7 protein-coding genes are annotated in these 12,228 nt (G+C 64.2%); all 7 read right to left on the reverse strand.

Translation table 11 applies throughout. The features are described from left to right. Positions 1-23 precede the first annotated feature (23 nt). The gene (addA, locus tag GQF03_RS16795; RefSeq protein ID WP_161340459.1) at positions 24-3,413 is read right to left on the reverse strand and encodes a double-strand break repair helicase AddA; all 3,390 of its coding nucleotides are present in this window, start codon (positions 3,411-3,413) and stop codon (positions 24-26) included. Next, positions 3,410-6,397, reverse strand: coding sequence for a double-strand break repair protein AddB (gene addB / locus GQF03_RS16800; RefSeq protein WP_161340460.1), 2,988 nt, complete (start codon positions 6,395-6,397; stop codon positions 3,410-3,412). Before addB ends, addA begins: the two co-directional genes overlap by 4 nt. Next, positions 6,397-7,125: a sugar phosphate nucleotidyltransferase gene (locus GQF03_RS16805; RefSeq protein WP_206375906.1), complete on the reverse strand. Its 729-nt coding sequence runs from the start codon at positions 7,123-7,125 to the stop codon at positions 6,397-6,399. The genes addB and GQF03_RS16805 overlap by 1 nt, the downstream gene beginning before the upstream one ends. Next, a complete protein-coding gene (locus tag GQF03_RS16810) occupies positions 7,122-8,081 on the reverse strand; it encodes an aminoglycoside phosphotransferase family protein (RefSeq protein WP_161340461.1) in 960 nt (319 codons plus the stop codon). Before GQF03_RS16810 ends, GQF03_RS16805 begins: the two co-directional genes overlap by 4 nt. After that, positions 8,074-8,562: a tRNA (adenosine(37)-N6)-threonylcarbamoyltransferase complex ATPase subunit type 1 TsaE gene (gene tsaE, locus GQF03_RS16815; RefSeq protein ID WP_161340462.1), complete on the reverse strand. Its 489-nt coding sequence runs from the start codon at positions 8,560-8,562 to the stop codon at positions 8,074-8,076. The genes GQF03_RS16810 and tsaE overlap by 8 nt, the downstream gene beginning before the upstream one ends. Positions 8,563-8,570: 8 nt before the next feature. Continuing rightward, positions 8,571-10,670, reverse strand: a complete 2,100-nt coding sequence (locus GQF03_RS16820) for a sensor histidine kinase (RefSeq protein ID WP_161340463.1) — start codon at positions 10,668-10,670, stop codon at positions 8,571-8,573. Positions 10,671-10,837: 167 nt separating this feature from the next. Further along, complete coding sequence (gene ahcY, locus GQF03_RS16825) at positions 10,838-12,133, reverse strand: adenosylhomocysteinase (protein WP_161340464.1); 1,296 nt, start codon at positions 12,131-12,133, stop codon at positions 10,838-10,840. Positions 12,134-12,228 lie beyond the last annotated feature (95 nt).

A 12,228-nucleotide genomic window follows, 5' to 3' on the forward strand; every position in this document is an offset into this window, starting at 1 on the left:
CCGCCGACGTCAAGAGAGCAAGATCACAGAAATTCCGGCGGCAGGGTCATCAGATGCGGACCCTCCGTCCATAAAAGCGCGCATTTCACGGCTTTTCCGGGATACATTTCCATGAGCGCGCGGCGGTATAGCGACATCTGCCTTATATATATGGCAGGAACGGCGTCAATTGCCCGCGGGGACGGGCGGTTGGTCTTGTAATCGACAATGAGAATCTCGTCCTCGCCGACCATCAAACGGTCGATCTGGCCGGACATGACGCGGCCCTCGAACACGCCGCTGACCGGCACTTCGGCCCGGCTGGCGGGTCCGAAAATCGCGGAGAATTCCGGATCATTGATGACCCGCAGGGTTTCGCGCAGGATTTCCTCCTGCTGGGCGTCGTCCAGCCCGTGCAGCGGACGGGCAAGCCAGGCCCGCGCCGCCCGCTCGCGATTTGCCGCGGCAATTCCCGGCAGGGTTTCGAGCAATCGGTGAATGAGCAGGCCGCGATGGAAGCGGCGGCCGTCGTCCGGGCCGAGCGGCGAAGACACCTCGGCCTCATCCATGTCACGCGACGGCGTCAACGGCCGCGGCGGGGTCGGTTCCTCCGGCGCCGGGCGGTGGATCCAGGCGGGCAGGCTTTCCGGGGAAGGCGGCGCCTCGACCACGGCCTCGCTCGCCTCGGGCGCCGTGCCGCCGGACCAGCGCCGGGCAACCTCGCCCCAGGGAAGCGCGACTTCCTCGACCCCCTCGCCGAAGGCCGGGTCGATCAGCTCATACCAGCAATCGGCAGGCCGTTTATTCTTTCCTTCCCAGCCGCAGATATAAAGCCGGTCCTCGGCGCGGGTGAGCGCGACATAGAGCAGGCGTTTCTTTTCCTCGAGCTGTCGCGCCTTGGCGCGCGCCCGGGCCTCCGCCGTCAGGGGATCGTCATTCGCCGTCTTGACCGGCCAGAGCGGGAACGGCGTGTCATCCTCCGTCCAGAAAACGGATGGCTGCGCGCGCGTCCCCTGGCAGGTATCGGGCAGGAAGACGATCGGCGCCTGCAATCCCTTGGAACCGTGGACGGTGAGAATGCGCACCTCGTCCCGGCCCTGCTCCATATCGCGCTTGATTTCCGCCGCGCCCGCCTCGATCCAGTGCAGGAAACTCTGGAGCGAGCTTGCCTCCGTCCGCTGATAGCCGAGCGCGAGGGAGAGAAATTCCTCGATCGGGTCCGCCGCCTCCTGTCCCAGCCGGGCGAGCAGCTTCCGGCGGCCGCCGAGCCGCCCGAGAATATCGGCAAAAAATTCATAGACCGGGACGAAATCGGCGCGCGCCAGCAACTCGCGAAGCAAGTCCCGCGCGCCATCGAAGACGGGAAGGCCTGTCCGGTTTTCCCTGAGCGCCCGCCAGAGGCTGCCCTTGCGCCCATAGGCAAGTTCAAACAGCTGGTTGTCATCGCAGCCGACAAAGGGGCTTTTGAGGACAATCGCGAGATTGAGATCATCCTCGGGCAGCAGCACGAACCGGGCGAGCGCGAGAAGGTCCATCACCGCCAGCTGTTCGGTCAGCACCATCCGGTCCGTTCCGGCGACCGGAATCCCGGCAATTTTCAGCGCCCGCACCACATGGCCGAAAAAGGCGTTGCGGCTCTGCACGAGAATCATGATGTCCCGGGGCGCAATCGGCCGGCCGGTCGCGCTCAGAACCTCGCCCTTGTCCAGCCAGTCGCGGATCTGGAGCGCGATATTCTTGGCGAGCTGGGCCGGCGGCTTGGCGTCGAGATTTTGCGCCATCGGCATTTCCCACGGATCGCCCGCGGCGGCCTCCGGCGGTTTGACGGTCGGCCAGATCTCGACAAGGCCCGCCTCGCCGGCGCGGCGCACCAGATGCGTCACCACATCGCCCGACGCCGTCAGGCCGGTGCGCGCCGGTTCCTCGGCAAAGACCCGGTCGACAAGGTCGAGCACGGTCTCGGTCGAGCGGAAGGAAAGGTCGAGGGGAACATTCTGCCATGCCTTACCGGCGGCGCGCGCGCGTTCCTGGAACTGGCGGCGCATCACATCGAAGGCCGCCGGATCGGCGCCCTGGAAGGAGTAGATCGACTGCTTCTCGTCGCCGACGACGAACAGCGTCCGTTCCGCCGCGACGGCGCCCTCCCCGGCGAAGAATTCCTCCGCCAGCGCGGCGATCACCTGCCATTGTTCGGCGCTGGTATCCTGCGCCTCATCGACGAGGATATGCTCGATCCCGCCATCGAGCTTGTACATCACCCAGGGCGCGACGCCATCACCGGTCAGCAGATCGCGGGTCTTCAGGATCAGGTCGTCATAATCGAGCCGCCCGCGCCGGGCCTTCTCCGCTTCATAGCGATCGACCAGCGCCATGCCGAGGCGGATCAGCGCCGCCGTCGACGCCAGCACCCGCGCCTTCCGGATCGTCTCCCGCACCTTTTGCAGCCGCTCCGCCTCCGCGCCCAGAATATCAAGAATTTCCGGCCAGGCGTCGGAAACCTTTTTCGTCGCCAGCTTGGCGCGGATATGGCCCGTCTGCGTGAAAAAGGCCGAGACATAGCTCCAGAACAGGGCCGGCCGCTGTTCCGGCTTGAGGAGCCATGGCGCCATCATCTCCGCCATCGCGACGTCGGTCTTGCTGCCCATCAGCAGGCGATCGACGGCGCGGCGAAGCGAGGGGGCATCGAAGGTCGTCTCGCGCGAGGCGCGGGTGATCAGATGCTCTTCGGTGAGGGCTTCATCGATGCCGATTTTCTTCGCCAGCGCCGAAATCACGTTATTCACGCCACCGAAGGCGCGCCGGAGGCGCAAAAGCCGGCTTCGCTTGTTGCCAAGGTCTTTCAGAAGCGCGGTGAAATTATCCTCGCTGACTTTCTCGCTCACCAGGCGGAGCGCCGCGCCGAGGGCAGCATTTTCCGGCCGCTGGCAGTCCAGCAGGGTATCATCGCGGGCGATCTGCATGATCTCGTCCGCGCTGCGGTCATCCATCACCTCGAAATTGGGCGACAGCCGGGCCTCCAGTGGGAAGCGACCAAGGACGGATTCGCAAAAGGAATGGATCGTCTGGATCTTGAGCCCGCCCGGCGCATCGAGGACGCTGGCGAAAAGACGGCGGGCCCATATTTTCTCGGGCCCCTTCGCCGGACGGCCCAGAAGGTCGATAAGGCTCTTCTCAAGCTCCGCGTCGGTCATCACCGACCAGCCGCCCAGCACGCCATTGAGGCGGTTGGCCATTTCCGCGGCCGCCGCCTTGGTATAGGTGATGCAGAGAATCTTCTCGGGCGGCGTGCCCGCGAGCATCAGCCGCAGGCTGCGTTCGACCAGCACCCGGGTCTTGCCCGATCCGGCGGAGGCCGACACCCAGACGGATTTCGCCGGGTCCGCCGCCTGTTTCTGGCGGGCGATGCCGTTCTCGACGAGGGCGGTGTGGTTCATTCCGTCTCCTCCTCGCCGCTCGACCATTCCTTGACGCGGGCAAGATGATCATAATCGTTGAACCGGTAGGGCAGATCCGGGCGCGGACAGCTCAGATAGGGCGTTGCCTGGCGGTCGAACTGCGCGATCAGCCGTTGCAGCCCGTCATAGGCCTCGCGCGCCAGATCCTCGGCGGCGGGGCCCTGCCGCCCGGCCGCATCGGAGAATTTCCCCGCCGGATCACCGCCATTCAGCTGAATATAGGCAAGCTCCGTCACCGGGGCGACGGTCACGCCGGGGAAGCCGTTACGGGCCAGCATTGCCGCCTCGAGCGCGAGCTGCGGCGAGACGCCGGTCGTCACCTCGCTCACCGACGGCGGCGCGCCGGTCTTGTAATCGAGGATGGCAAGCGTCCCATCGCCGAGGGACTGATCGATCCGGTCGGCGGTGCCGCTCAGGATAAAGGCCGCCTCCGGCGCCGGGATGGCAATTTCGCCCTTCGCCTCGGTCCTGATCGTCCGGTATATCTTGCGGCGCGCGGTCTCGAAGCCGACGAACCAGTCGGCGATCCGCTCGAACTTCGGCCACCAGAAGGCCCAGACAGCCGGATAGGAGAGCGCATCGCCAAAGGCCTCGCGCCCGAAATCGAGCAGCCGGTCCCGCGCATCCGGCGGCAGCTTCACCGGGTAATAATCGACGAATTTCTCCAGCGCCGCATGGATGAAGGTGCCGCGATCCGCGACGGAGGGGTCCATGGCGATCTCCTCCAGCGGCGTCAGCTTCAGAATCTGTTCGGCGAAGATGGAATAGGGATCCTTGATCCATTTCTCGATCCGCGTCACCGAGAGGCGGCGGGGGCGCGCGGTCACCGGCGGGGTCGGCCGGGGCGCGAGGATGGGCGCATAGGTCTCCGGCTTGTCGAGCTGCCGCTGCCAGTCGAGAACGCGTTCCGCGCCGGTCTGTTCAAGGGCGAGGCCGAATTTCTCAAGCAGCGTCTTGATCCGCAGCAGCCAGCGCGAGGGCACGGTCGGCGTGCCGTCCATCTTGCCGGCGCGGGTCATGACCACCTCTCTTGCGCCGAAGGCCTGCTGGAAATCATGGGCGGAAAGGCCGATTTTCTGTTCCGGCAGCGGCAGACCGAATTTTTCCCGCATCGGCCGGCTCATCCAGGGGTCACTCCCCGCATCGGGCGGCCAGCTTCCTTCATTGAGACCGCCGAGAATGACGAGATCGGCGCGGCCAAGCCGTCCCTCGATCGGCCCCCAGATCTGCAATCGCGGATGCAGGCCATATTGCGGCCGCACCATGCGCCCGCGCATCAGGTTGTCGAGCAGCTCCGGCCAGGCGGCGGGGTCGAACTCGTCCAGCACATCGGCGGCGCGGAGAAGCTCGGAGATGAAACCGGCCGCCGCCTCGCCGAAATTCCCCTGCCAGAGCGCCGGCAGCCCGGTCTCCTGCGCGGTCGAGAGCCGTTCGGCAAAGCGGATGAACAGGCGCAGGAATTCGGCGAAATCGATCTCATCGTGCCGCACCAGATCCTCAAGCGGCGCGGCGAGCGCGACAATCCCCGAGAACCAGCTCTTGAGCTCCTCGCCTGCCCCGCTTTCCCTCAGCGCCCGCTCGATGCCGCCAAGGCCCGAGGCCGGGCGCGGACCGCGCAGGATCGCCAGCTCCAGCTCGCGCACATGGCGGCGGAAGGCCTCCGGCGCCGCGCCGCCCGCCGCCAGCGGATGCTTGAGCGCCGACAACAGCGCCACCGGTTCCGCCTCGCTCTCGATCAGCCGGGCGAGAAGGCGCAGGAACACGCCGGGTGGCGACTGGTCGAGACTGATGCCGGCGCTGTCGTCCACCTCGATATCCCAGCGCCGCAACTCGGCGCCGACCCGGCGCGAAAGGTCGCGGTCCGGGGTGATCAGCACCGCCGTCTTTTCCGGTGTTTCCAGCGCCTCCCGCATCAGAAGGGCAATCGACTGCGCCTCGCTCTGGGCATCGAGGCAATCAAGCAGGCGAACCCCGTCGAGCGCCGCTTTTTCGGGCGGTTCCGCAGACTGCCACTGGTCGCTGGTCGTTGCCGGGCGCAACGCTTCAGAGAGCAGCGACATTCGCGCCGCGCTTGAGGAGAGCGCCGCCGCGTCCGTAAGATCCGCAACATCCTCCCGCGTGATCCCGAGCCTGTCGAGAAGCAGCGCGAGGCCATGCTGGGCATGGCCGGGATCCTTCTGGACCGCCTGCCAGCTTTTCTCATCGAGATGGCGGTCAAGCCCCGGCAGCACCACCGCGCCCTGCTCCAGCCCGGCCACCGTCTTCAAAAGCAGCGCCGTCGCCGGGATCGAGCCGGTGGAGCCGACGGCGTAAACCGGCCCCGGCGGCGGATTTTCCCGCCAGTGCCGCACTTGCGCGCGCAGCAGCAGATCGCGGCGAAGCGCCGGATCGACCGCGCCCTCCGCCTGCAGGATCGCCGGCCAGTTGAGGCTCAATATCTCGAGGAATTCCAGGGTCACCTGCCAATGGGCCGCATATTCCGACGGCACCAGGTCATTCAGGCCCTTGAGATCCAGCCCCTCCGTCTGTACCTGATCGAGAAAGCGGGCAAGCGCGGCGGCAAGACCGGCGGCATCGGCGATGCTTCCGTCGGTGCCGCCGCGCGCCTGGATCAGGCGGCTCAGCAGCAGCTGGCGACGGAGCGGATCGATCGCCGGCGGCAGGGACAGCAGTTCCTCCGCCGCGCCGCCGATGCCGATATCGCTTTCGAGCAGCAGCTCATCCTCCTCGACATCGCCGATGGGCCGCATGCGCGGCAGCATCAGCGGCTTTCCCGCCGTCTCCCGCAAGAAGGCATTCTGCAGCGCCCGCGCCGCCCGGCGGGTCGTCGTGAGAACGGTGACATGGCTGAGGTCGGTACCGCTGGCGCCATGGCGCCGCAACAGCTCCCGCGCCAGCACATCGACGAAACTGTACTGCGTCGGAATATTGTAAACTTCCGGAGTTTTCGCCGTTTCCGCCATTATGCCCCCGCGATCCTGCGGCTTGCCTCGTCCAGCGCGTCGGGCGTGCCGACATGCAGCCAGTCGCCCTCATGCAGCAGGCCGTAAAGCCGCCCCCCGGCGAGCGCCCTGTCATAGAGGAGGTTGAGCGAGAAGGGCCCGGCCGGCGTCTCGTCAAACAGCGCGGGGTTCAAAAGCTGGACGCCGGTGAAAAGATAGGGCGCGCCCTCGCCCTTGATCCGGCGCGTGAGCCGTCCCTTGGGGTCTATATGGAAATCGCCCGCCCCGGCGTAGCCGACAGCCGTCTTGACCGGATGGAGGAGCAGGAGGGCGTCCATCTCCGCGCTGTCCCAGCGTTCATACATCTGCCGGAGGGAACTCGCGGCGCGATCGCGGACAATGACATCGGAGTTGAGGACGAAAAAGGGCGCATCGCCCAAGAGAGGCAGCGCCTTCCTGACCCCTCCCCCGGTCTCGAGCAGGGACGCGGTCTCGTCGGAAATTGCGATATCGAAGCCCGCAACGCCCGCCAGATAATCCGAAATCTGCGCCGCCAGATGATGTTTGTTGACGACCACCCGCCGGATTCCGGCGGCGGCGAGAAGATCGAAGCAGTAATCGATGAGGGCGCGCCCGGCGACCTTGACCAGCGGCTTCGGCGTGACGTCGGTGATCGGGCGGAGCCGGGTGCCGAGCCCGGCGGCGAGGATCATCGCCCGTATGTCAGAAATATCCGGCAGTCCCGTCACGATTTTCCCTCCCCGATGGTGAGCGCGAGCCAGTTCTGCAGTCCCGCAAGGCCCGGATGCGCCAGATTGGCCGCAAGATGCTTCTGCATGCGCGGGATCATGTCAAGATATCGCGTCTTGCCGTCGACTTTGGCGAGGCGGGTGAAAATCCCGAGGATGCGGAGCGCCCTGTGGGCGCCGAGGATGGCGTAGGATTCGCGAAACGCCGCCTCCTCGATCCCCGTATTGTCGAGATAGTGATAGACCAGCTCCGCCGCCATCGGCTCGGTGACGTCGCGGCGGGCATCCTGGAGCAGGGAGACGAGATCATAGGCGGGCGGCCCTTTCAGCGCATCCTGGAAATCAAGAAGGCCGAGCGCCTTCACCCCGTCCCGGTCGTTCAGATACAGAAGGTTTTCCGAATGAAAATCCCGCAGAAGCATGACCTCCGGCCCGGCGCGCATGCGGGGCAGCAGATTGCGCCAGATATCGTCATAAAAGGCGCGCGGCTCGGCCTCCAGCGGGTGACCGAGCTTTTCGGCGAGGTAAAAATCAACGAACAGGGCGTTCTGCGCCATCACATAGTCATCGGAGAAGTGGGGCAGGAATTCGGGCGGCTTTGCGGCGGCAAGGTCAATCAGGAAATCGACGGCAAGGCGGTAGAGCTCTTTTTCCGGCGCGCCCGCCTCGATCAGCCGCGCAAAGATATCGTCGCCAAGATCCTCCAGCAGCAGGAAACCGTTTTCCCGATCCTCGGCGATCACCTCCGGGGCGCTATAGCCGCGGGCCCGCAGCGCCTCGGCGATATCCGCGAAAATGCCGACATTCTCCGGCGGCGGCGTGTCCATCAGGATCAGCGGCCGGTCCGCGGAAAGTCTCTCATAGCGGCGCGCGGAGGCATCACCGGCAAGCGGCCGGCGGTCCGCCTCGCCGAGCCCGTGATCGTTCAGGAAACCGGCGCGCAGGCGCTCACGCATCGCCGACCTCCATCAGCGGGCGCAGCCGCGCGCGCCAGCGCTCATCGCCGGAGAAGGTGAAAACGCGGGCCCCCGCGCCGTCCTTTTCCGCCGTGATCTCGACCAACAGGTGATTTTCGGGCAGATAGCGGCCCAGCCGGTCCGGCCATTCGATGAGCGACACGCCCTGATCGAAGGCCTCATCGATATCGAGCTCCAACGCCTCTTCCGGGCTTTCGAGCCGGTAGAGATCATAATGATAGAGGCAATAGTCATCGAAATCATAGGTGAGCAGCAGGTTGTAGGTGGGGCTCGGGACGTCGATCTCCTCGCGGGCGAGATGGCGGATCACGGCCCGGGCAAAGGCGGTTTTCCCCGCGCCGAGCGTGCCGCCAAGGGCGATAACATCGCCCGGCTTCAGGAGATCGGCAAGGCGCGCCGCGATCGACGCGGTATCACCGAGGGAGGCCGCGCGGCAGCGGAATATCGCCGGATGCGCCATGGCGCCCGTCAGGAGTTTTCCGCCATCGCCAACGGGTCGGCGGCGACGGAGGCGGGAAGATAGCAGGAAACGGTGGTGCCGATATTCTCCTCGGATGTCAGCTCGACCCGGCCGCCATGCAGCTCGACGAAGCTCTTGACCAGCGACAGCCCGAGACCGGCACCCGCATTCTGCCGCGTCGTGTCGCCCTTGGAGAAGCGCTCGAAAATCTGCTCGATCTGGTCCTCGGCAATCCCCTTGCCGTTATCACGGACGGTCATCACATAGCCGTCCGGCGTGCGGTGCGCGGCCAGCACGATCTCGCCTTTCGAGGGCGTGAATTTGATGGCGTTGCTGAACAGGTTGAAGATCACCTGCTTGACCCGGCGCTCGTCCACCTCGACGACGCCGAGGTCCGCGTCGATCTCCGTCCTGATCTCGAGATGGCGCTTCTTCGCCCGCTCCTGCACCATGGTCACGACATTGTTCAGCGTCGCGGCAAGATCGACGGGCGTCTTTTCGAGCTCCATCCGGCCTGCCTGGATATTGGCCATGTCGAGGATATCGTTGATCAGGAGCAGCAGATGGTCGGAGCTGTCGAGGATGCCCTGGCCATATTCCGCCTGTTTGGGATTGAGCGGGCCGAAAAACTCCTTCACCAGGATTTCCGCAAAGCCGATGATGGTGTTGAGCGGCGTGCGGAGCTCATGACTGACGCTCGCCACGAATTCGGTCTTCATCTTGTCGGCGGCCTCCAGCGCCTCGTTGCGTTCGCGCAGCGCGCGCTGGGCCCGGAGTTCATGGGTGACATCGATATAGGTGAAGAGGACATTGCCGTCCGGCAGCGGCACCCGGTTGAAGTCGATGATATTCCCGCCGTTATTCTCGAGCCGGCCGCTCGCCGCATCCCGGCGGGTGACGTTGGCGATATATTTCTCGCGCAGCTCATCGCTCCAGTTGAGGTTGTTTCTTTCCAGATGGCGGTCGATGATCTGCGAAATATGGATATCTTCCGTGAGGAAGTCCTCATCGATATCCCAGATGGCGCAGAAGGCCGCATTGAAAAGCTTGAGCCGCGCATCCGAGCCGAACACCGCAACCCCCTCATAGAGATTGTCGAGGGTGGCGCGCTGCACCGCGATCTGGGTGTTGCGGGCGCGCTCCAGCACCACCTTGTCCGTCACATCCTCGAACAGGAAGAGCAGGCCGCCGAAGGGGTGCGGCGTGATGATGGTGCGCAGGACCGTCTCGTCGGGGAGTTGCACCAGTTCTTCGCGCATTTCGATGACATTGGTGAAGAGGGCGCGGCGCTTTTCCTTGTAGGAGGCAAAATCCGCCTGTTCGGGAAGCCGGCGAAGCTCCCGCTGTTTGTCGAGGACCTCACTGATCGTCGGTTTGCCGTACAGGAAGTCATCGCTGATGCGCCAGAGCTTGGCATAGGTCTGGTTGAAGAATTCAAGCCGCTGGTCGGGCCCGTAGATGGCGATGGCGGTGGCGATATTCTCCAGCACGTCGGCATGGCCGTCGATGTGGCGCTTGAGCTCCGCCGACAGTTCCGCCTCCGCCGTGGTATCGAGGGCGAAACCGGCGAGCTGGTTGTCATAGTCAAGGGGCGTTTCGACGATCTTGAAACTGAGCCGGTCGCCCTCGACGATATAGCGGCGCGTCTCGCTTTGCGTCATGCCGGTCACCCGGGCCTTTGTCGCCAGCTTGCGCGCCTGGTCGGGATCGCGGCTCGGCGCCAGTTCGGGCACCGAGGCGGCATTTTCCTCCAGCCCGACGATTTCCTCATATTTGCGGTTCCGCCAGATGATGGTCGAATTCTGGTCGCGCCGCCAGATGGGGATCGGCGCGGCGTTCAGAAGCTCGATGAAATCGTCGCGTTCCTCGCGCGCCGTGGCGAGGGAGGATTTCAGCGCGATCATTTCCGCCTGGGTGCGTTCCTGCTCCGCCTTCAGCGCCTCGATCGTCTCCTCGCTGGCCTGCAGCCTCTCGCCGTCGCGGTCATTCTGGGCGAGCAGCGCCAGCGCCTTCTTGCGCATCACGAAGACAGCCATCAGCAAACCGATAACAGCAAGCGACAGCAACCAGACCAGTGTCAGCTGTGTTGAGGTTAAATTTTCTATCATCCCTGCCGGCTCAACGCCATTATCTGACTATTCCACCATAATGGGGCCGCTTTTATGGTGTCACCCGTAGTATGCGGCGCAATTTGTTAAAGAATAGAAAAAAAATGGCCGGAGGGATAGTCCTGCCGGCCATTTCTGTCAATCCTGAGATTTTTGTCCGCTCATGTCTAGTAGCGATAGTGATCGGGCTTGAACGGGCCGGCCTGCGGCACGCTGATATATTTCGCCTGCTCTGGCGTCAGTTCCGTGAGTTTCGCACCGAGTTTGTCAAGATGCAGCCGCGCCACTTTCTCGTCGAGATGCTTGGGCAGCACGTAAACCTCGTTCTTGTAGTTCGCATGGCGCTCCCAAAGCTCGATTTGCGCCAGCACCTGGTTGGTGAAGGACGCGCTCATCACGAAGCTCGGATGGCCGGTCGCGCAGCCGAGATTGACCAGGCGGCCTTCGGCGAGAACGATCAGACGCTTGCCATCGGGGAACTCAACCTCATCGACCTGCGGCTTGACATTGTGCCAGGGGTAGTTGCGCAGCGCGTTGATCTGGATCTCGCTGTCGAAATGGCCGATATTGCAGACGATCGCCCGGTCCTTCATTTCGCGCATATGGTCGATGGTGATCACGTCGATATTGCCGGTGGTCGTGACAAAAATGTCGCCATGTTTCACCGCGTCGTCGAGGGTAACGACCTCATACCCCTCCATCGCCGCCTGCAACGCGCAGATCGGGTCGATCTCGGTGACCAGCACGCGGGCGCCCTGGCTCCGGAGTGAGGCGGAGGAACCCTTGCCGACGTCGCCGTAGCCGCAGACAACCGCGACCTTGCCGGCGATCATCACGTCGGTTGCCCGCTTGATCCCGTCAACGAGGCTCTCGCGGCAGCCATAGAGATTGTCGAACTTCGATTTGGTGACCGAGTCATTGACGTTGATCGCCGGAACCTTGAGCGTGCCCGCCTTCGCCATTTCATAGAGGCGGTGAACGCCGGTCGTGGTTTCCTCCGACAGGCCCAGAACATCCTTCATCAATTCCGGATACTCGTCATGCATGACCTGTGTAAGGTCGCCGCCGTCATCGAGAATGAGGTTGGGACGCCAGCCGTTCGGCCCCTCGATCGTCTGGATAATGCACCAGAGCGCCTCTTCCTCGGTTTCGCCCTTCCAGGCAAAGACCGGAATTTCCGCAGCCGCGATTGCCGCCGCCGCCTGATCCTGGGTCGAGAAGATGTTGCAGGACGACCAACGCACTTCGGCGCCGAGCGCCGTCAGCGTCTCGATCAGGACCGCCGTCTGGATGGTCATGTGCAGACAGCCGGCAATGCGCGCGCCCTTGAGCGGTTTTTTCGCGCCGAATTCCTCGCGCAGCGCCATCAGGCCCGGCATTTCGGTTTCCGCAATTTTGATTTCCTTGCGTCCCCAGTCGGCCAGCGACAAATCCGCGACCTTGTAGTCTTCAAATTTCGTCATTTTCTGCTCTTTCGCGTCAATTTCTCATCATAGCGGAGCGCCCTTGCGATCAGCCGGGCCGGCCGCGATTGCCGATTGTATAGCAATCCTGCCCC

This window comes from Sneathiella chungangensis (genome assembly GCF_009882935.1).
In the GTDB taxonomy this organism is placed as follows: Bacteria; Pseudomonadota; Alphaproteobacteria; order Sneathiellales; family Sneathiellaceae; genus Sneathiella; species Sneathiella chungangensis.